18 protein-coding genes are annotated in these 19,441 nt (G+C 65.9%); 10 read left to right on the top strand and 8 right to left on the bottom strand.

Annotated elements, in window-relative coordinates:
* Positions 1 to 80 precede the first annotated feature (80 nt).
* The 4 genes from AC5Y5W_RS02950 to AC5Y5W_RS02935 all read left to right on the top strand — a co-directional run bounded on the left by AC5Y5W_RS02950 (position 81) and on the right by AC5Y5W_RS02935 (position 2,725).
* Entirely contained in the window at positions 81 to 554 is a 474-nt protein-coding gene (locus AC5Y5W_RS02950; RefSeq protein ID WP_500022051.1) for a VOC family protein, read from the top strand.
* An 88-nt stretch (positions 555 to 642) separates the two neighbouring features.
* Positions 643 to 1,206, top strand: a complete 564-nt coding sequence (locus AC5Y5W_RS02945) for an Rv1363c family protein (protein WP_500010706.1) — start codon at positions 643 to 645, stop codon at positions 1,204 to 1,206.
* Positions 1,203 to 1,733: a hypothetical protein gene (locus AC5Y5W_RS02940; protein ID WP_500010707.1), complete on the top strand. Its 531-nt coding sequence runs from the start codon at positions 1,203 to 1,205 to the stop codon at positions 1,731 to 1,733. Before AC5Y5W_RS02945 ends, AC5Y5W_RS02940 begins: the two co-directional genes overlap by 4 nt.
* A gap of 92 nt (positions 1,734 to 1,825) precedes the next feature.
* On the top strand, positions 1,826 to 2,725 hold the full coding sequence (locus AC5Y5W_RS02935) for an alpha/beta fold hydrolase (RefSeq protein WP_500010708.1): 900 nt from the start codon (positions 1,826 to 1,828) through the stop codon (positions 2,723 to 2,725).
* On the opposite strand, the gene AC5Y5W_RS02930 is transcribed toward AC5Y5W_RS02935, so the two are convergent.
* Positions 2,722 to 4,086, bottom strand: a complete 1,365-nt coding sequence (locus AC5Y5W_RS02930) for an HNH endonuclease signature motif containing protein (protein WP_500010709.1) — start codon at positions 4,084 to 4,086, stop codon at positions 2,722 to 2,724. The two genes, AC5Y5W_RS02935 and AC5Y5W_RS02930, sit on opposite strands and share 4 nt — an antisense overlap.
* A 106-nt stretch (positions 4,087 to 4,192) precedes the next feature.
* Here AC5Y5W_RS02930 and AC5Y5W_RS02925 point away from each other — a divergent pair, with 106 nt between their 5' ends.
* Positions 4,193 to 5,431, top strand: a complete 1,239-nt coding sequence (locus AC5Y5W_RS02925; RefSeq protein WP_500010710.1) for a WS/DGAT domain-containing protein — start codon at positions 4,193 to 4,195, stop codon at positions 5,429 to 5,431.
* A 1-nt stretch (position 5,432) separates the two neighbouring features.
* Here AC5Y5W_RS02925 and AC5Y5W_RS02920 read toward each other — a convergent pair whose 3' ends face one another.
* The 3 genes from AC5Y5W_RS02920 to AC5Y5W_RS02910 are packed head-to-tail and all read right to left on the bottom strand — an operon-like array spanning position 5,433 to position 8,136.
* Positions 5,433 to 6,038, bottom strand: coding sequence for a MarR family transcriptional regulator (locus AC5Y5W_RS02920; RefSeq protein WP_500010711.1), 606 nt, complete (start codon positions 6,036 to 6,038; stop codon positions 5,433 to 5,435).
* Complete coding sequence (locus tag AC5Y5W_RS02915) at positions 6,035 to 7,534, bottom strand: pyruvate, phosphate dikinase (protein WP_500010712.1); 1,500 nt, start codon at positions 7,532 to 7,534, stop codon at positions 6,035 to 6,037. Before AC5Y5W_RS02915 ends, AC5Y5W_RS02920 begins: the two co-directional genes overlap by 4 nt.
* A 2-nt stretch (positions 7,535 to 7,536) precedes the next feature.
* On the bottom strand, positions 7,537 to 8,136 hold the full coding sequence (locus AC5Y5W_RS02910) for an NADPH-dependent F420 reductase (RefSeq protein WP_500022138.1): 600 nt from the start codon (positions 8,134 to 8,136) through the stop codon (positions 7,537 to 7,539).
* Positions 8,137 to 8,220: 84 nt separating this feature from the next.
* Between AC5Y5W_RS02910 and AC5Y5W_RS02905 the strand changes: the two genes are divergently transcribed.
* On the top strand, positions 8,221 to 8,727 hold the full coding sequence (locus AC5Y5W_RS02905) for a DoxX family protein (protein WP_500010713.1): 507 nt from the start codon (positions 8,221 to 8,223) through the stop codon (positions 8,725 to 8,727).
* Here the strand turns inward: AC5Y5W_RS02905 and AC5Y5W_RS02900 are convergent.
* Together AC5Y5W_RS02900 and AC5Y5W_RS02895 are read right to left on the bottom strand one after the other, a co-directional pair.
* Positions 8,711 to 10,084 carry a flavin monoamine oxidase family protein gene (locus AC5Y5W_RS02900; protein WP_500010714.1) on the bottom strand — a complete coding sequence of 458 codons (1,374 nt, stop codon included), beginning with the start codon at positions 10,082 to 10,084 and terminating at the stop codon, positions 8,711 to 8,713. The genes AC5Y5W_RS02905 and AC5Y5W_RS02900 overlap by 17 nt on opposite strands.
* Positions 10,085 to 10,109: 25 nt before the next feature.
* Positions 10,110 to 11,546: a short-chain fatty acyl-CoA regulator family protein gene (locus tag AC5Y5W_RS02895; RefSeq protein ID WP_500010766.1), complete on the bottom strand. Its 1,437-nt coding sequence runs from the start codon at positions 11,544 to 11,546 to the stop codon at positions 10,110 to 10,112.
* 95 nt (positions 11,547 to 11,641) lie between these two features.
* Here AC5Y5W_RS02895 and prpD point away from each other — a divergent pair, with 95 nt between their 5' ends.
* Genes prpD through AC5Y5W_RS02875 form a run of 4 tightly spaced genes read left to right on the top strand, consistent with a single transcriptional unit; the run spans position 11,642 to position 18,573 of the window.
* Positions 11,642 to 13,147 (top strand): 2-methylcitrate dehydratase PrpD, encoded by a 1,506-nt coding sequence (gene prpD, locus AC5Y5W_RS02890; RefSeq protein ID WP_500010715.1) that lies wholly within the window; start codon positions 11,642 to 11,644, stop codon positions 13,145 to 13,147.
* Positions 13,144 to 14,061 (top strand): methylisocitrate lyase, encoded by a 918-nt coding sequence (prpB, locus tag AC5Y5W_RS02885; RefSeq protein ID WP_500010716.1) that lies wholly within the window; start codon positions 13,144 to 13,146, stop codon positions 14,059 to 14,061. Before prpD ends, prpB begins: the two co-directional genes overlap by 4 nt.
* Positions 14,058 to 15,185 (top strand): bifunctional 2-methylcitrate synthase/citrate synthase, encoded by a 1,128-nt coding sequence (locus AC5Y5W_RS02880; protein WP_500010717.1) that lies wholly within the window; start codon positions 14,058 to 14,060, stop codon positions 15,183 to 15,185. The genes prpB and AC5Y5W_RS02880 overlap by 4 nt, the downstream gene beginning before the upstream one ends.
* A gap of 4 nt (positions 15,186 to 15,189) precedes the next feature.
* Positions 15,190 to 18,573, top strand: a complete 3,384-nt coding sequence (locus AC5Y5W_RS02875; RefSeq protein WP_500010718.1) for a pyruvate carboxylase — start codon at positions 15,190 to 15,192, stop codon at positions 18,571 to 18,573.
* Positions 18,574 to 18,578: 5 nt separating this feature from the next.
* Here the strand turns inward: AC5Y5W_RS02875 and AC5Y5W_RS02870 are convergent, their stop codons facing one another.
* Together AC5Y5W_RS02870 and AC5Y5W_RS02865 are read right to left on the bottom strand one after the other, a co-directional pair.
* Positions 18,579 to 18,905, bottom strand: a complete 327-nt coding sequence (locus AC5Y5W_RS02870; RefSeq protein WP_500022050.1) for a thiol-disulfide oxidoreductase DCC family protein — start codon at positions 18,903 to 18,905, stop codon at positions 18,579 to 18,581.
* 22 nt (positions 18,906 to 18,927) lie between these two features.
* Positions 18,928 to 19,380 (bottom strand): hypothetical protein, encoded by a 453-nt coding sequence (locus AC5Y5W_RS02865; protein ID WP_500010720.1) that lies wholly within the window; start codon positions 19,378 to 19,380, stop codon positions 18,928 to 18,930.
* Positions 19,381 to 19,441 lie beyond the last annotated feature (61 nt).

The following is a 19,441-nucleotide window of genomic DNA, read 5'->3' as shown; positions in this document are numbered from 1 at the left end:
ACGTTACCCAGGCCGGATTGCCCGATGAGTTTCGGTCGTCGCCCGGGTCAGACAGGAGGAAATCGACGATAGGAGGCACCATGCCGGCGATCACGCCGTCGCTGTGGTTCGACAACGACCTCGAGGAGGCCGCCGAGTTCTACACCTCGATCTTTCCGAACTCGCACATCGAGGAGCTCAGCCGCTATACCGATGCCGGGCCCGGCGAGCCGGGCGCGGTGATGACAGGCATCTTCGTGCTGGATGGCACCCGCTTCATCGCCATCAATGGCGGTCCGCATTTTCGGTTCACCGAAGCGGTGTCGTTCACCGTCGAATGCAGCGGCCAGGAGGAGGTCGACTACTACTGGGGTCGGCTGACCGATGGCGGAGAAGAGTCGCAGTGCGGCTGGCTCAAGGACCGCTACGGGCTGAGTTGGCAGATCGTCCCCCGGCGGCTCCCGGAGTTGATCGGTGATCCCGACCCCCTGCGTGCGGCCGCGGCCACCAAGGCGATGCTCGGCATGCGCAAAATCGTCGTTGCCGACGTGGAAAAGGCTGTCGCACAGGCCTGAGCGGCGGCACTGCTCGACGTGATCGCCTCGACGCCGGCACGTAGGTTGGACAGTATGGCCTGGCCCGACGTGCCGTACAGGAGCAAACATGGCCGAGGATGCTGCCACCTCTGACGAGAAGCCCGACGAAGAATCAGGTGCCGAGCAAGCGCCGCCGATGACGAGTCCGATCGCGGTTCAGCGGACAGCGCTAGTCGCCGGGCTGACCGGGGTGGCGGTGTTGGCGGCGCTGGTGGGTTGGCTGGGGTTCCGTGCTTACGAGTCGCACGAAGCCGAAGTACACCGCGACCTGTTCGTACAAGCGGCACGGCGGGGCGCGGTCAACCTCACCACGCTCGACTACGAGCATGCCGACGCCGAGACGCAGCGGATCCTGGGATCAGCGACGGGCAGCTTCTACGCCAACTTCCCGCAGCGGTGGCGGCCATTCCTCGACTTCGTCAAGCAAAACCGGGCGACATTGGCGGGCACCGTGGCCGAAGCCGGCCTGGAGTCGCAGACCGGCGACGCGGGTCAGGTGCTGGTGGCGGTGGAAGTGAGGTCGACGACTCCGGGCGGCAGCCAGCACGAGGCACAGCTCTGGCGGCTGCGGATCACCGTGCAGAAGAAGGGCGACGAGGCCAAGCTGTCCAACGTCGCATTCGTATCATGACCCGACCGGAATCCGGTCAGACCGGCGGCCGGCAGTCCGCGATCAGCACCAAAGCGCATGTACTGGTTTACGGCGTCCTTCCGGGTTTGGCATTGCTGCTCGCAGTAGCGGGGGCGTTGCTGAAATGGCAGGACTCGTCGGCCCGCGATACCGACCTCGCTCGCATCCAATCAGTCCGGGCCGCAAAGGAATCTGCGGTCGCCCTGCTGTCGTTTCAGCCCGACACCGTCGAGAAGGACGTGGACGCCGCGCGGAGTCGCCTAACCGGCCCCTTTCGCGAGACCTACCTGCAGGTGACGCGGGAGGCGCTTGTCCCCAACGCGAAAGAACAACGAGTGTCGGCGACTGCCAGTGTGCCCGCTGCGGCATCGGTATCGGCGACCGACAACCATGCGGTGGTTTTGGTGTTCGTCGACCAGACCGTCACTGTCGGCAGCTCGCCGCCGTCCGAGGCCGCGACGGGTATCCGCGCCACCCTGGACAAAGTCGGCGAGCGCTGGCTGATCGCTGGGTGGGACACCATCTGATGCGACCTGATCGGCATACCGCGGGGGTGTGAGCGATACTCGTCAGGCGGGAACCGCCGCATGAGCCGCAGTCGACACGAGAAGGATCGGTGATGACTGGACCGCGCTGGATCGACACGCACGCCCCTGAGGTCGAGCTGAAAGCGCTGACCTGGGGACCGCCCGACGGCCCGATTGCACTGTGCCTTCACGGTTTTCCCGATACTGCCTACGGCTGGCGCAAATTCGCTCCGCATTTGGCCGACTCGGGTTGGCGGGTGGTGGCGCCCTTCATGCGTGGCTATGCGCCGTCGTCGATACCGGCCGACGGCAGTTATCACATCGGCGCGCTGATGCATGATGCACTGCAGGTGCGGACTGCGATCGGCGGCACCGACCGCGACGTGGTGATCGGCCACGACTGGGGCGCGATCGCCGCGACTGGCTTGGCCGCGATGCCGGACAGCCCGTTCGCCAGGGCGGTGATCATGTCCGTGCCGCCGTCGGCGGGCTTCCGCCAGCCGGGTGTGGTCGAGCAGCTGCGGGTCGTCCGCGAGCTTCCGGCCCAGCTGCTGCGCAGTTGGTACATCATGTACTTCCAAACACCTTGGCTGCCTGAACGTTCCGCTTCCTGGATAGTGCCACGGCTGTGGCGACGGTGGTCACCGGGTTATGACGCCGAGGAGGATCTGCGCCACGTCGACGCCGCGATCGGGACACCGGAGAGCTGGCGTGCCGCATTGGGGCCGTACCGGGCGACGATCCGCAACACGCGGCCACCGGCGCGGTATGCCGAATTGCACCGGCATTGGACGTCGGCACCGAAACTGCCAAGCCTCTACCTGCACGGCCACGACGACGGTTGTTTCGCACCGACTTTCGCGCAGTGGACGGAAAAGGTGCTTCCCGCGGGCAGCGATGTGGCGATCGTCGAACACGCCGGGCATTTCCTACAGCTCGAACAGCCCGAGGACGTTGCCGATTTGGTGCTGGCCTTCATCGGCTCCGGCTAGGGCACCTCGTCGTCGTCTGCTCGGAGCAGGCGTTCGGGGTGGTGGTAGTTGTTGGTTCTTGGTTGGCCGTGGTCGAGGTGTGGGGGTGGGATCCATTGGGTGTCGCCATTGTTGAGCTTGCGGGTTTTCCAGCCGCCGGAGGTGACCAGTTTGTGGTGCGGCCCGCAGCCCAGGGTGAGATCGTCGATGTCGGTTTCGCGGCATTGGGCGTAGTCGGTGACGTGATGGACCTCGGTGAGGTAGCCGGGCACATCGCAGTTGGGGAACGTACAGCCGCGGTCTTTGGCGTAGAGCACGATTCGCTGCCCGGGGCAGGCCAGCCGCTTGGTGTGGTAGAGCCCGATGGCTTTGCCGTTGTCGAAAATCGACAGGTAATGATGGGCGTGGGAGGCCAGCCGGATCACATCGGTCATGGGTAGCAGGGTGCCGCCGCCGGTCAGGGCTTTGCCGGTGCCGGCTTCGAGTTCGGCCAGGGTGGTGGAGACGATGATGGTGGCCGGTAGGCCGTTGTGCTGACCTAACTTTCCGGAGGCGAGCAGGGCGCGAAGCGCGGCGTTGAGGCCGTCATGGTTTCGCTGGGCAAGCGAGCGGCTGTCATGCTGTAGCGCTTGCTCGGAGGGCTTTTCGTCGACGGCGGGGGCGGGATCCTCGGGGTTGCACATGCCCGGGGCGGCCAGCTTGGCCAGCACGGCGTCGAGGGTGGCGCGGGCTTCGGGCGTCAGCAGCCCGCTGATCTTTGACATGCCGTCGAGGTCTTGTTTGCCCAGGATCAGGCTGCGCCGCCGGGCGCGATCGTTGTCGGTGAAATCACCGTCGGGGTTGAGACAGTCGGTGAGTCGGTCGGCCAGCTTGGCCAGTTGGTCGGGGCGAAACTGGCCGCCGTCGCGGGCCAGTTGGGCTTCGGCGTGCGCGGCGGTGTCGATGTCGACGGCGTCGGGCAGCCGGTGATAGAAATTGCGGATCACGCTCACGTGGCCGGGCCCGATGGTCCCGGCGCGTTGCGCGGCAGCCGTGGCGCCCAACAGCGGCTCGAGCGGCTCGCCGCTCATCGCCCGGCGCGCCCCGAGGTCGGCGGCCTCCCCGATGCGCCGGGCGGCGTCGGCGCGGGTGATCCGCAACCGCTCTGCCAACGCAAACGAGAGCGTGCCGCCCAGCTCGGTGTCGGTGGCCTGCTCGGCGAGCTGGTTGATCAGCGGGTGCTCGACGGCAGGCAGCTGGCGGCGCAGCGTTTCGCAGCACTCCAGCATCGCCAGGCGCTCAGGGGTGGTCAACACCTCGAACGACAGGTCCAAGACGCGCTTCATGTCGGTCTTGAGCGCATCGACGATCTCGACGATCTCTTCCCGACTGCTAGAACGCATGTTCGAAAGGATATCGGCGGGGTACGACGCGCCGTGAGCACCAAAAGCCCGGCCTGTGGACAAGGCGCGAACTGTGGATAAACCACACAGCCCTAGTGTTATGGCCATGTCGACCCGGATGGCGGCAGTCGACGCGCAGTTCTACTGGATGTCGGCCAAGATTCCCAACGACCAGTTTCTGCTCTACGCATTCGACGGCCAACCCGCTGATGTCGAGCGCCTCGCCGACGAACTGCGCCGTCGCGCCCAGGCCTGTCCGGCGCTGTCGATGCGCGTCGAGGACGGATCCGCGCTCACCTACCCGCGATGGGTGTCGATGGCCGTCGAGCCAGCCCACACGCTCTGCCACGAATTGCACGACAACAGCTGGCGCGGCTGTCTGGGCGCGGTGGTGCAGCTCGCCGACGACCAGCTGGATGCTCGCCGAACACCCTGGCGGCTACACCTCTTCACACCGGTGCACGACATCCCGGGCGGCACCGGCCCGGGCGCCGTCGCGGTCCTGCAGGTCGCGCATGCGCTGGCCGACGGTGCCCGCACCGCGGCGCTGGCTGGCTGGCTGTTCGGTCGCGACGCCGCCGTGCCCGACGTCGCCGCGCCCTCGCCGGCTTTCCTGCCGTGGCGTGCCCTGGTGGCGGCCCGTGCCCACCGCAAGCTGACCCAGGACAGGCAGGCCGGACTTTTTGAGCCGCCTGTCGGATCTCGGCCGGTGCTGAGCACCAACGCCCGCCCGACGGGATCCCGCACGGTACGAACACTGCTGCGCGACCGTTCCCAATTGCCCGGCCCCACGGTCACCGTCGCGGTGTTGGCCGCGGTGTCCGCTGCGCTTTCCGAACATCTGGGCGCGGCAGCCGACGCGTTGGGTGCCGAGGTGCCGATGGCCAAACCCGGTGCCCGGCACGCACATAACCATTTCCGAAACGTCGCGGTCGGGCTGCACCCGGGACTGCCCCGCGCGGCTCGAGCAGAGCGGATCATTGCCGAGTTGGCCGATGCGCGCCGTCGTGCCGAGCACCCGGCGGCGCACGCCGCCGACCGAGCATTCGCGGCGGTTCCGGCACCGCTGTTGCGTTGGGGCGTAGCCCAGTTCGACGCCGATGCGCGGCCCACCGAAGTATCCGGCAATACCGTGGTGTCCAGCGTCTACCGTGGAGCTGCTGACTTGCGCTTGGGAGGTGCACCCGTGTTGTTGACTGCCGGATATCCGGCGCTGTCACCGGCGATGGGTCTCACCCACGGCGTGCACGGTATCGGCGACACCATCGCGATCAGCGTCCATGCGGCAGAATCGGCGCTCGACGACATCGATGCCTATCTGCAGCGATTGGATGCCGCGTTGTAACTCACTGGGCCTCACCGGATTTGGCTTCCTCATCGCGGGTCAGGCCGGCAGCGACGATCAGCTCCTCGTGCAGCTCGAACCACACGGTGTGGTAGGAGTCGATGAGCGGTCGAGAAAGCCAGATGTTCTCCCCGGCCTGAACCTTGTCCAGTGCCGATTGCAGTTTGGTCGAATAGCGGCTCAGCCGCGGTAGCTGCGCGCCGGCCGCGGCAATGACCGGCAGCACCTGTTGATGTACACGTTCCAGACGGGCCACGATCGCCGCGTCATAGGCGGCATCGTCGTGAGTATTGGGCTCTCCGTCTCTGACTTGCCAATCGGTGACCAGCGCCTTGAATTCGGCATTGACCGTGCGGAAGTCATCGTAGGCAGCAGCCAGCGCGGCAGCATCGATACCGGCACGCTCCTCGGCCAACAGTTCGCTAAGCCGGGCGCGTCCGTCGGTACTGATCCGCACGGTCGTCCCGGCGATCAGCAGGCCGGATTGGGTCAGCCGCTCGACGGTATCGGCGAGATCGGCTGGATCTGCACTCAATGTCGCGGCCAGGTCGGCGGGGCCTATCCGGCCTTTCAGGCGAACCGCTTGCAGCACAGCCAATTCGATCATGTCTGATCACCGTCGCTGCGTTGCAGCGCCGTCAGCATCGCGATCAGTGAGCTCTCGCCCCAGGCATGCAGCGCACTGAAACGCCGTGCGATCTCGGACAACTCGCGCAGTTCCGGCGTGTCGTTCTCCGACCAGGCCGCGAGTTCGAGGGTGCCGTCGCGCACTTCGCCCTCAGTGCCGTCGACGGTGATCAATTTGCCCGCCAACGATTCGGAGATTCCGTCGCCACAGCCGACCACGGCGACCCGACCGAGTTCACGGCTGACCACTGCTGCGTGGCTGGTGGCCCCGCCGGTTTCGGTGACGACCCCGCGAGCGACCAGGATGCCGTGCACATCATCGGGGCTGGTGTGGCTGCGCACCAGGATGACGTCTTCGCCTCGCTCGGCGGCATCTATCGCCTCGTCGACGTCCGTATAGGCCCGACCGGCTGCCACTCCCGGGCAGGCTGGCAAGCCCCTGGCTAAAAGCGGTGCAGCCAAGCGGGTTTCGGGCTGCAGTGCCGGTCGCAGCAGTGCCTCGACGTGGGCCGGGGTGACGCGGCGTAAGGTCTCGGCGTCGTCGATCAGGCCGTCAGCCCGCAAATACAATGCCAGTCGCACGGCGGCCTGCGCCGATCGCTTCGCGGCCCGGGTCTGCAGCAGCCACAGTTGGCCGCTCTCGACGGTGAATTCGATCTCCTGGACGTCGGCAGTGAGCCGCTCCAGCGTGCCGGCAGCAGCGGTCAACTCGGCGTAGATGTCCGGTTGCTGCTCGCGCAGTTCGGTGATCGGTTGGACGTCGACGGTGCCTGACACCACATCGTCGCCTTGGCCGCCGACCAGCCACTCACCGAACTCCTCGTCGGCACCAGTCATCGGGTTGCGCGAAAACATCACGCCGGCACCAGAATTAGTGTCGATGTTGCCGAACACCATCGCCTGCACAACCGCCGCGGTGCCGCCCCGGTTGTCCAAGCCGTGGTGAGCACGGTAGGCCGCGGCGCGCGGTGAGTTCCACGACGCAAACACCGCCTCGACCGCCGCACGCAACTGCGAGTACGGGTCTTCGGGCACCGCATCGGCGACGATGCGCTGATACCAGCGGGTGAACCGGAGCCGCGTATCGCGGGCGAACGCCGCTCCACCCCACTTGGCGAGCGCCTCTTCGGTGGCGTCGCACATGCCCACATCCAGCACCGTGTCCATCATTCCCGGCATCGACAGAGCCGCACCGGAACGCACGCTGACCAGCAGCGGACGCGGTCCCCGCCCGAAGGTGCGCGAGGTTGCGGCCTCCAGCTCGCGCAGCGCCGCGAGCACGTCGTCCCACATCGCGGCCATCGTCGACTCGGGCGCCGCCAGGTACCGGGCGCCCACCTCGGTGGTAATGCAGAACGCCGGCGGCACCGGGAGGCCGTGTCGGCGCATGGTGTTGATGCCGAACCCCTTGTGGCCCAAGAGTTCGGGCGGGTGATTCCCGTCGCCGTCGAGGGGCAGTACCGCTTCGCCTGACATCGTCAGGACTGGCCGCGTAACAGACCGAAGCCGAAGTTCGCGCCGAATCCCCGGCGCAGCGCCAAGTGAATCCACAGCAGCGCGTAGGGCTCCAGCAGCCGCGCCACCCGCAAGTCTCCGGCGTCCACGGCCTCAAAGCCCAGCTCGACGACCAGCCCGGCGGCCATCGACTTGGCCTGGTCCTCGTCGCCGCAAATGAACATCACCGGTTGACCGGAAAGTTGCGGCCCGTCCATCAGTGCCGCGCCGATCTGATTCATCGCTTTGCAGACCCGAGCGCCGGGCGCCCAGAATGCGACCTGCTCGGCGCCGGAGCTGGTCAGGCCGACCTCGAGCGCGGTGAAGTCAGGGCTGAGCGGATTGGTGCAATCAATGAGGACCTTGCCGGCCAAGTCGCCGCAGCTCTGGACGGCCAGCTGAGTGCCCTGCCATGGCGTGCACAGCACTACGACATCGGCTGCGGCTGCAGCGGATTCGTTGGCCGCGACCGCGCCGAGCGACTCGTACTTGGGATCGTCGGGATCGCGCACTCCGAATGTGACGTCGTGGCCGCGGTTCCGCCACGCCGTACCCAGGGCGCGCCCGACGTTGCCGGCGCCAATGATCGCGATCTTGATGTGAGCTCCTTTGCGTTGTTGGCGGGTGGCAGGATACTTCTGCCTACCCGATGATCTAGGTTGGCGTCTATGACTGCCTATGATGTCGGTTTACTGATTCTGCGGCTGGTGCTGGGGCTCACGCTGGCCGCCCATGGTTACAACAAGTTCTTCGGCGGCGGCCGCATCCCGGGAACCGCGCGTTGGTTCTCGAGCATCGGCATGAAGGCCGGCAGATTCCAGGCGCTGGTCGCGGCCAGCACCGAGATGGCCGCCGGCCTGGGGCTGGCCGCCGGGTTGCTCACCCCCATCCCGGCCGCCGGCTTCGTGGCGCTGATGTTTGTCGCCGCCTGGACCGTACACCGGCCGCACGGCTTCTTCATCATCAACGAAGGCTGGGAGTACGTCATGGTGCTGGCGGTCGGGGCCGTCACGGTGGCCACCGTGGGGCCCGGCCACTACAGCCTGGATTGGCTGCTCCTCGGGAACTATTTCGGCGGCTGGACCGGCTTGCTGATCGCGGTGCTGCTGGGACTGGGCGGAGCCATCGGCCAGCTGGTGATCTTTTACCGGCCGCCGGTCAAGCAGGAGCAGTAGCGGCCGTCGCCTCGAGTGCCAGCACTTCGCTCGCGGCGCGCTCACCGGAACGAACCGCCCCGTCAACCCACCCGCACATGACGGCGGAGCTCTCGGTGCCGGCCCAATGGATGCGGCCGCAGGGCTCGCGCAGCGCGGGACCGAATTCGGTCAACACGCCGGTAGGTGCGTGGCTGATCATGCCGCCGCCGGAATAGCGCTCGAGGGTCCAGTTCTGTTCGTGGTAGCCGACGGGTGAGCCGGCCTTGGGGCCGAAGCGGTCGACGAGCTCACGCACGACCGCCGTTTTGCGCGCCGCCTCGTCGAGCCGGGTCAGCTGACGCGCGGCACGGCCCTCGGTGATGATGCACATAACCCCTGGCGTCCCGGTATCGGTGCAGGCGTCGATGGTCAACGTGGCCAGCGAGCCCGGCGCGGCGGATTGGCCGGTGAGGCCCTCGGCGCGCCAAAACGGCTCGTCGTAGCTGACCGAGATCTTGACGATTGCGCCGCCGGGCATCCGCTGGTGCAGAAAGGATCGTTCCATCGGCAGCATCGGCTCGTAGACGATCTGGCTTGCGATGGCCAGCGGAACGGTCACGATCACCCGCCGCGCGCGGATGCTCAGGTCATCGGATTTGACGGTCACCCCGTCGGCGTCCTGCGTGATCTGCCGTACCGGCTGCGAGCAGCGCAGCGCATCGCCGAGTTCGGCGGCCATTGGGCGGTAGACGGCGCCCATCCCACCGACTGGTCGGGCATCCTGGGAGCCATTCTTGTTGGAGACGACAAAGTCCGGCCCGCCGCCCGAGGCCATCTGGTACAGCATCCACAGCAGCGACACCTCCGATGCGGCCGAGGTGTAGGGGCCGGCCAGCGCCATGTCCAGCATGTCGCGGGCCTGCGCCGACCACAGGTTCTTGTCGAGCCATGCGGCCAGACTGATCTGATCCCACTCGGCGGCCTTCCTGGCTTCCCAGGGAGCTTGCAGCGGAATCGATCTGCACATCTGGCGTACTTTGAGCAACCCGACGCCGAGATTGGTGGTGGCCCACGGGCTCACCGTCCAAGGGATCGTGCCGGCATAGCGATGTTGCTTGCCGTCGATGATCATCATCGACTCGCCGTCGACGTACTGTTTGTATTCCGGGACGCCGAACTCGTGCAGCAGCGCATAGATTCGGGCTTGCCCGGGGCCGATCCAGGCGCCGCCGTGATCGATCCATGACCCGTCCGGAAGATTATCGGTGTAGGTGCGTCCGCCGACCCGGTCGCGAGCCTCCAGCACTGCCACCGTGCGGCCGGCCTGTGTCAGCCGCAGCGCGGCCGTCAAACCGGCGAATCCGGCACCTGCGACGCAATAGTCGACATCCAGCACCAGCAGCAAGCTACACGGGTCGGGTTCACACAGTCGGCGAATACGGCAGGCTGCTGCCGGTGTTCTCGTCGACCGCGACGTGGCTACCGAGATAGGGAAACGCGCGCTGCGCGCATGCGGTGCGATTGCAGATCTTGCAGCCTGCCCCGATGGGCACCGCGGTGCCCGGGTCGTCGAGAGCGACGCCGGTGGAGTAGACCAGCTTGTCGGCATGGCCCAGATCGCAGCCCAAACCGATCGCGAAGCTGGTGTGCTGGCCGAGATAACCGCGGCCTTCCGGGGCGGTGGTCTTGGCGATCCAGAAATACGAGCGGCCATCGGGCATCTGCGCCACTTGGGTGACGATCCGGCCCGGCTGGGCAAACGCGTCGTGCACCACCCACAGCGGGCAGCTGCCGCCGACTCGGCTGAAGTGAAAAGCGGTGGCCGACTGGCGTTTCGAGATGTTACCGGCCTTGTCGGTGCGCACGAAGATGAACGGTACCCCGCGCGATGCCGGGCGCTGCAACGTCGAGAGTCGATGGCAGACGGTCTCGAAGCCCACCTCGAAGCGGCGGCCCAGCAAGTCGATGTCATAACGCAGTTCGTCGGCCGCCCGTTGAAATTCGCGATACGGCAGTAGAAGCGCGCCCGCGAAGTAATTGGCCAGTCCTATCCGGGCGACGCCGCGCGCCTCGACGCTGAGCTGGTCATCGGTGGCCAGGATGCTCGAGATCAGCTCCGACTGGCTGACCAGTGCCAGCTGGGTGGCGATTTGGAAGGCCCGCTGGCCCGGCATCAGCCACTGGGCGACCCGAAGCACCCGGGTGGTCGGATCGAAGGAGCGCTTGGTGGTTTCGGGCAGATCAGCATCGACGACGACCGTGATGCCAAACTTTTCGGCCATCAGCTTCGGCAGCTGAATGTCCAGCTCACCGACGCGCATCTGGTTGTCGGCAAACATCTGCTCGGCCGCGACGTCGAGATCACCGATGTAATTGTTGCGGTCGTAGAAGAAATCACGCACTTCCTCGAACGGCATCGGCTGCTCGGGCGGCAGCGACGTCTCGGTGATCGCCCGCGAGCGATAGGCCTCCACTTCATCGGTGGCGTCGCGCAAACGGCGGTGCACGGCCACCAGACTGCGGCCGACTTCGGGCATTCGCGAGACCAGTTCCTCGACCTGGGCGCGGCTGACGTTCTCGGCGGCCGTCGCGGTGAAGACCTCCGACAGGTCGGCAACCAGCCGCGCGTCGGACTCGGAGGAGAAGTAGTTCGCCGGCAGATCGAAACGCTCGGTGAGCGCGAGCAGCACCGGCACGGTGATCGGTCGCTGGTCATTTTCCAGCTGGTTGACATAGCTGGTGGACAAATCCAGGGCGCGGGCCAACGCCGCTTGCGTGAGCCCTCGTTCTTCGCGCAACCGCCGCAACCGGGCGCCCGAGAACATCTTCGTCACCGCCGACACTCTACTACGGTCGATATCCGCAACCTTCGCAAAATAGTCAGAATAAGGACGCAGAATTACGCATTTACAGGTTCTTTCTCCCGCTGCAATCTGTGCGTAGGCTGCGAATTATGTTGAACTACCCAGTTCGGACCCACCGCAGCGCTGACGATTTTCCGCGTACCGAGCACCTCGCCTACACAATCGCAAAGATCGCCGCCGATCCGGTGCCGGTGCCTGCCGAGACCGCGGCGATGGTGATCAACCGGATGATCGACAACGCGGCGGTCAGCGCCGCGTCGGTGCTGCGGCGACCGGTCACCACAGCTCGCCAGCAGGCCATTGTGCACCGGGCCCGACCGGGTGCCACCGTGTTCGGGGTCGACGGCAGCTATTCGGCGGAGTGGGCGGCCTGGGCCAATGGTGTCGCGGTGCGCGAACTCGATTTCCACGACACCTTTCTGGCCGCCGAATACTCGCATCCCGGCGACAACATCCCGCCGCTAATGGCGGTGGCGCAACAACTCGGCGTGCACGGTGCAGACCTGATTCGCGGCCTGGCCACCGCCTACGAGATCCAGATCGATTTGGTCCGCGGAATCTGCCTGCACGAGCACAAGATCGACCACGTCGCGCACCTGGGCCCGTCGGTGGCCGCCGGGCTGGGCACCATGCTGCGGCTCGACGTCGACACCATCTACCAAGCGATCGGGCAGGCGCTGCACCTGACCACGGCGACCCGCCAATCCCGCAAGGGATCGATCTCCAGCTGGAAGGCATTCGCGCCGGCGCACGCCGCCAAGGTGGCGATCGAGGCGGTCGACCGGGCGATGCGCGGTGAGGGGTCGCCGGCCCCGATCTGGGAGGGCGAGGACGGCGTCATCGCGTGGTTGCTGTCCGGGCCGGAGCACGTCTACGAGGTGCCGCTGCCGGCCGCCAGCGAACCCAAGCGGGCGATTCTGGACAGCTACACCAAGGAGCACTCCGCCGAGTATCAGAGCCAGGCGCCGATCGACCTGGCCCGGCGGCTGCGCGACCGCATCGGTGATCTTAGCCAGGTGGCATCGGTCGTGCTGCACACCAGCCACCACACCCACGTCGTGATCGGCACCGGCTCCGGCGACCCGCAGAAGTTCGACCCGGACGCCTCGCGGGAAACCCTTGATCACTCGCTGCCGTACATCTTCGCGGTCGCGTTGCAAGACGGCAGCTGGGACCACGAACAGTCCTATGCGCCCGAGCGTGCTCACCGGCCGGACACCATCGAGTTGTGGCGCAAAATCTCCACTGTCGAAGATCCCGAGTGGACACGCCGCTATCACTCGACCGACCCTGCCGAGAAGGCCTTCGGGGCACGAGCGGAAGTCACGCTGAAAAGTGGCGAGGTGATCAGCGACGAGCTGGCGGTCGCCGATGCGCATCCGTTGGGCGCGCGGCCGTTCGGGCGCGAACAGTACGTGGGCAAGTTCGCCAAGCTTGCCGATGGGGTGGTGGAAGCCGCTGAGCGGCAACGATTCCTGAACGCCGTGGAGAATGTCGCTGACCTGAAGGGCGGTGAGCTGGGCGCGCTGAACGTGCGGGTGCTGCCCGAAGTGCTGGACAAGGCGCCGACTATCCCGTCCGGGATCTTTCGATGACCGGCCTGCTGGGGGCGGCGTCGAGTGCCGCCGACAAACGCGCAGCGCTGCGCGCCGGGCTCAAATCTGGGCAGCTGCAACGCTTCCCAGGTGCGTTTTCGCCGCTGGTCGCCAAGCTCGTCGCCGAGATCGGCTTCGAGGGCGTCTATGTTTCCGGCGCGGTGCTCTCGGCTGATCTCGGGTTGCCCGACATCGGGTTGACCACGTTGACCGAAGTCACCGCACGCGGCGCCCAGATCGCGGCGGTCACGGATCTGCCGACCCTGATCGACGCCGACACCGGTTTCGGTGAGCCGATGAACGCAGCGCGCACCGTCACCGTCCTGGAGGACGCCGGTTTGGCCGGGTGCCATCTCGAGGATCAGGTCAATCCCAAACGGTGCGGCCACCTCGACGGCAAAGCTGTTGTGCCGACTGCCGAGATGGTCAAGCGGATCCGCGCGGCGGTGACGGCACGGCGTGACCCGAACTTCGTCATCTGCGCCCGCACCGACGCCGCGGGTATCGAGGGTGTGGCCGCCGCGATCGACCGTGCTCGCGCCTATGCCGACGCCGGCGCCGATCTGATCTTCACCGAGGCGCTGGCCGGCGCCGCGGACTTCGAACGCTTTCGCGCCGCGGTGGACACGCCGCTGCTGGCCAATATGACGGAGTTCGGCAAGTCGGAGCTGCTGAGCGTGCGGCAGCTTTCCGACATCGGCTACAACGTCGTGATCTATCCGGTCACGACGCTGCGGCTGGCGATGTTCGCTGTTGAAGCTGGTCTCCGTGAAATCGACTCCAGGGGAACGCAAGCCGGCCTGCTGGACCACATGCAGCACCGCAGCAGGCTTTACGACTTACTGCGTTACACCGACTACAACCAGTTCGACGACGACATCTTCAACTTCGCCGTGAAAGGAGCGGATCAATGACCTCAGTTGCCCCCGCCGAGCCGAAGATTCACAAGGGCCTGGCCGGTGTCGTCGTGGACACCACGGCGATCTCCAAGGTGGTGCCGGAGACCAACTCGCTGACCTACCGCGGCTACCCGGTCCAGGATCTGGCCAGCCACTGCAGTTTCGAGCAAGTGGCCTACCTGCTGTGGCATGGCGAACTGCCGACGGATGCTCAGCTGACGTTGTTCAACCAGCGTGAGCGTGCCAGTCGGCGGCTGGACCGCTCCATGCTCTCGCTGCTGACCAAGCTGCCCGACACCTGCCACCCGATGGACGTGGTGCGCACGGCGATCAGCTACTTGGGTGCAGAGGACCCGCAAGAGGATGACAGCGCCGAATCGGCGAACTTCGCCAAGTCGCTGCGGATGTTCGCCGTGCTACCCACCATCGTCGCCGCCGACATGCGGCGCCGCCGCGGCCTGGACCCGATCGCACCCCACAGTCACCTCGGCTACGCCGAGAATTTCTTGAACATGTGCTTCGGTGAGGTTCCCGAACCGGTCGTCGTGTCCGCGTTCGAGCAATCGATGATTCTTTACGCCGAGCACAGCTTCAACGCATCAACGTTCGCCGCGCGGGTGGTGACTTCCACCCAGTCAGACATCTACAGCGCGGTCACTGCGGCGATCGGCGCCCTCAAGGGTCCGCTGCACGGCGGCGCCAACGAGGCGGTGATGCACGACATGATTGAGATCGGTGATCCTGCAAAGGCTTCGGAGTGGATTAAGGGCAAGCTGTCGCGCAAAGACAAAGTCATGGGCTTCGGGCACCGCGTCTACAAAAACGGGGACTCGCGGGTGCCGACGATGAAAGAGGCATTGGCCCGTGTCGCGGCCGTGCGCGACGGCCGGCGCTGGCTGGATATCTACTCCATTCTGGAAACCGAGATGTTCCAGGCGACTGGGATCAAGCCCAATCTCGACTTTCCGACCGGCCCCGCCTACTACCTCATGGGATTCGACATCCCCAGCTTCACCCCGTTGTTCGTGATGAGCCGCATCACCGGTTGGACCGCCCATATCATCGAGCAGGCCGGTGCTAACGCGCTCATCCGGCCGCTGTCGCAATACTCGGGCTTGCCGCAGCGCAGCCTGTCCTAAAGCTGTGTTCGCCAAGGTTCTCGTCGCCAATCGCGGGGAGATCGCGATCCGCGCGTTTCGCGCGGCCTACGAATTGGGCGTGGCGACCGTCGCGGTCTATCCGTACGAAGACCGTAACTCCGTGCACCGGTTGAAGGCTGACGAGTCCTACCAAATCGGGCAGCGCGGCCATCCCGTTCGGGCGTATTTGTCGGTCGACGAGATCGTGGCAACCGCCGTGGAGTGCGGAGCGGACGCGATTTATCCCGGTTACGGCTTCCTGTCGGAGAATCCGGAACTAGCGGTCGCCTGTGCGTCAGCCGGTATCACCTTCATCGGGCCGAGCGCCGGGGTCCTGGAACTCACCGGAAACAAGTCACGTGCGATCGCGGCGGCGCGCACCGCCGGGCTACCGGTCCTGGCATCCTCGAAACCCTCGGTATCGGTGGACGAACTGATGGCTGCCGCCGAGACGATCCAGTTTCCGCTGTTCGTCAAGGCCGTCGCCGGCGGCGGCGGCCGCGGGATGCGCCGCGTCCTCGAAGCCGTCGCGCTGCCGGAGGCAATCCAAGCCGCCAGCAGGGAGGCCGAGTCGGCGTTCGGCGACGCCACTGTGTTCCTCGAGCAGGCGGTGGTGCATCCGCGCCACATCGAAGTGCAGATCCTGGCCGACAACCACGGCAACGTCGTTCACCTGTATGAGCGGGATTGCAGTCTGCAGCGGCGGCATCAAAAAGTAGTCGAGCTTGCGCCCGCACCGAACTTGGAACCCGCGGTGCGCGACCGGATCTGCGCTGACGCAGTCAATTTCGCCGAGCAGATCGGCTATAGCTGCGCCGGCACTGTGGAATTTCTGCTCGACCGCAATGGGCGCCATGTGTTCATCGAGATGAACCCACGCATCCAGGTGGAGCACACCGTCACCGAAGAGATCACCGACGTCGACCTGGTGTCCGCCCAGCTGCAGATCGCCGCTGGGCGGACTTTGGCAGAGCTTGGGCTAGAACAGCATTCGATCACGCCCCACGGCGCCGCTCTACAGTGCCGGATCACCACCGAAGACCCGGCGAACAATTTCCGTCCGGACACCGGCCGCATCACGACATATCGCACTCCGGGCGGTGCCGGGATCCGGCTGGATGGCGGTACGTCGCTGGGCGCGGAGATCAGCGCGCACTTCGACTCGATGCTGATCAAGCTCACCTGCCGGGGCCGCGACTTCGACACCGCCGTTGACCGCGCGCGCCGGGCGGTGGCCGAGTTCCGCATCCGCGGAGTTTCGACGAACATCCCGTTCCTGCAAGCCGTTCTGGACGACCCGGACTTCCAGGCCGGTGACATCACCACATCATTCATCGACGAACGAGCACAGCTGCTGACTTCGCGCACTTCGGCCGACCGCGGCACCAGGATCCTCAACTACCTGGCCGACGTGACGGTCAACCGGCCGCACGGCGAGCGGCCGTCGGCGGTCTACCCGCACGACAAGCTGCCCGACACCGATATCTCGGTGACCCCGCCGTCGGGATCCAAGCAGCGTCTGGACGACATCGGACCGGAACGATTCGCGGAATGGCTGCGCCAGTCGCGCGCCATCGGGGTCACCGACACCACCTTCCGTGACGCGCACCAGTCGTTGCTGGCCACCCGGGTCCGTACGACCGGCCTGTTGAAGGTAGCGCCCTATATCGCGCGCTCGATGCCGCAGCTGTTGTCGGTCGAGTGCTGGGGCGGGGCGACTTACGATGTCGCGCTGCGGTTCTTGAAGGAAGACCCGTGGGAGCGGCTGGCAGCGCTGCGTGAAGCCCTGCCCAACATCTGTCTGCAAATGTTGCTGCGGGGACGCAACACGGTGGGATATACGCCCTACCCGGCGCGTGTGACGGCGGCGTTTGTGGAGGAGGCGGCGGCTACCGGTGTCGACATCTTCCGGATCTTCGACGCGCTGAACAATGTCGACTCGATGCGTCCCGCTATCGACGCTGTCCGCGAGACCGGATCGGCCGTTGCAGAGGTCGCGTTGTCCTACACCGCTGACCTCAGCGATCCGGCCGAGAACCTTTACACGCTGGACTATTACCTGAAACTGGCCGAGCAGATTGTCGAGGCGGGCGCGCATGTGCTGGCGATCAAGGACATGGCCGGCCTGCTGCGGGCCCCCGCCGCGGCCACCCTGGTGTCCGCGCTGAAGTCGCGCTTCGACCTGCCCGTGCACGTGCACACGCACGACACCCCAGGCGGTCAGCTGGCCACCTACGTGGCGGCCTGGCACGCCGGCGCCGACGCGGTCGACGGTGCTGCTGCACCTTTGGCCGGGACCACCAGCCAGCCCGCATTGAGTTCGATCGTGGCCGCGGCGGCGCACACCGACTACGACACCGGCTTGTCCTTGCCGGCCGTCTGCGATCTGGAGCCGTACTGGGAGGCCCTGCGCAAGGTGTACCGCCCGTTTGAATCGGGTCTGGCCGCCCCCACCGGACGTGTCTACACCCACGAGATCCCCGGCGGGCAATTATCGAACCTGCGCCAGCAGGCGATCGCACTGGGGCTGGGCGACCGGTTCGAGGAGATCGAGGCCAACTATGCCGCGGCGGATCGGCTATTGGGCAGACTGGTCAAGGTCACGCCGTCGAGCAAGGTGGTCGGCGACCTGGCGTTGGCATTGGTGGGCGCCGGTGTCACGGCCGACGATTTTGCCGATACTCCGGCACGCCATGATGTCCCCGATTCGGTGATCGGGTTCTTACGCGGCGAACTCGGTGAGCCCGCAGCCGGCTGGCCGGAACCGTTGCGCAGCAAGGCTCTTGAAGGTCGCCGAGCCAAAACAGACGAGAAAGAGCTGACCGCCGACGACGCAGCCGGACTGTTGCTGCCGGGCGCCGCGCGCCAGGCAACCCTGAACAGGCTGCTGTTTCCCGGACCCACCCGCGAATTTCTCGCTCACCGCGAGGAATTCGGCGACACGTCACGATTGAGCGCCAACCAGTTCTTCTACGGTCTGCGATACGGTGACGAACACCGGGTGCGATTGGAAAAGGGCGTCGAGTTGCTCATCGGCTTGGAAGCGATCTCGGACCCCGACGAGCGTGGCATGCGCACGGTGATGTGCATCCTCAATGGACAACTGCGGCCCGTACTGGTGCGTGACCGCAGCATTGCCGCTGACGTGGCGGTGGCAGAGAAAGCCGATCGCGGCAACCCCAAGCACGTTGCCGCGCCCTTCGCCGGGGTCGTCACGGTAATCGTGACTGCGGGCGCAAGGGTCGAGTCCGGGCAGACCATCGCCACCATCGAAGCCATGAAAATGGAGGCCGCCATCACGGCACCCGAGGCCGGAACCGTCGACCGTATCGTCGTATCGGCCCCCACCCAAGTCGAAGGCGGAGATCTGCTGGTCGTCCTGCGCTAAGCGCATCAACAACTGGCGGGATGTGATTCGCAATACGGTGTTGTGCCGGGAAATCGGTAGCGGTGCGCAACGACCCACTGGTAGATCGCGTCTTCGAGGTGGCGAATACCGGGCAGGCGGTAGAGCAGTAGCGGCAGCCTGCTGCCAAGCCCCGTCGACACCGCCGCGTTCATCGCCTCCGCGCCGGAGTAAATCGTTCCCGACTCGCCTTGCCACCGGGCCGAATCCAGCAGCTGCGACGGCGGAATGCCCAGCCGCTCAGCGACACCCGAGCCCTGCAGTGGTTCGGTCCGCAGGCCTCCGGTTCGATTGAGCTTCAGGATCGAATCCACCGCCCTGGTGCACATTCCGCATTTACCGTCGAAGAAGAGGGTCCCTGGCATTGTTCACCTCCCGCACGCCGACGATCCCGAAGACGATGCCCGTGCCGATTTCGGCCAGAGCACTGAACCACGAAAACCACGTTACGTTGAGGTGCGGCGCCGAGACGAAGCTGTCCTGATAACCCGGCAGCAAGGTCGGCAACAAATGCGCATAGGTAAACCCCACTGCGCTTCCGAATCCGACGGCGATCGCCGCCAGCGGTGCACGAGGGCGATTCATCGCCACCATCGCGATTGCCAGCACGACGAACAACCCCTGCACCATGCCGGCGGCCATGATGAACGGGGGTGAAGCGGACATGCCGCGAAGCAGATGGTCGACGCCGTGTATCGAAAAGCCGAGCGCGAATGCGAGTGCGGCGCAAGGCAGGTACCGAACCGCGCCGTCCCGTTGCTGCTGGATCTGTTCGACCATCACGATCACCGTTCGTCGACCTGCTCACTCTCCGTTCTACTACTACGCACAGTAGTAGTCAAGAACCGGA

The sequence above is a fragment of the Mycobacterium sp. NGS51 genome (genome assembly GCF_059812525.1).
This window is presented reverse-complemented; position numbering and strand designations above follow the sequence as displayed.

Excerpts from the sequence above, each read along its gene's own strand:
- AC5Y5W_RS02930 (WP_500010709.1), bottom strand. The coding sequence starts at position 4,086 with ATGCGTTCTAGCAGTCGGGAAGAGATCGTCGAGATCGTCGATGCGCTC.
- AC5Y5W_RS02925 (WP_500010710.1), top strand. The coding sequence starts at position 4,193 with ATGTCGACCCGGATGGCGGCAGTCGACGCGCAGTTCTACTGGATGTCG.
- AC5Y5W_RS02950 (WP_500022051.1), top strand. The coding sequence starts at position 81 with ATGCCGGCGATCACGCCGTCGCTGTGGTTCGACAACGACCTCGAGGAG.
- prpB (WP_500010716.1), top strand. The coding sequence starts at position 13,144 with ATGACCGGCCTGCTGGGGGCGGCGTCGAGTGCCGCCGACAAACGCGCA.
- AC5Y5W_RS02920 (WP_500010711.1), bottom strand. The coding sequence starts at position 6,038 with ATGATCGAATTGGCTGTGCTGCAAGCGGTTCGCCTGAAAGGCCGGATA.
- AC5Y5W_RS02945 (WP_500010706.1), top strand. The coding sequence starts at position 643 with ATGGCCGAGGATGCTGCCACCTCTGACGAGAAGCCCGACGAAGAATCA.
- AC5Y5W_RS02940 (WP_500010707.1), top strand. The coding sequence starts at position 1,203 with ATGACCCGACCGGAATCCGGTCAGACCGGCGGCCGGCAGTCCGCGATC.
- AC5Y5W_RS02905 (WP_500010713.1), top strand. The coding sequence starts at position 8,221 with ATGACTGCCTATGATGTCGGTTTACTGATTCTGCGGCTGGTGCTGGGG.
- AC5Y5W_RS02915 (WP_500010712.1), bottom strand. The coding sequence starts at position 7,534 with ATGTCAGGCGAAGCGGTACTGCCCCTCGACGGCGACGGGAATCACCCG.
- AC5Y5W_RS02935 (WP_500010708.1), top strand. The coding sequence starts at position 1,826 with ATGACTGGACCGCGCTGGATCGACACGCACGCCCCTGAGGTCGAGCTG.
- AC5Y5W_RS02880 (WP_500010717.1), top strand. The coding sequence starts at position 14,058 with ATGACCTCAGTTGCCCCCGCCGAGCCGAAGATTCACAAGGGCCTGGCC.
- prpD (WP_500010715.1), top strand. The coding sequence starts at position 11,642 with ATGTTGAACTACCCAGTTCGGACCCACCGCAGCGCTGACGATTTTCCG.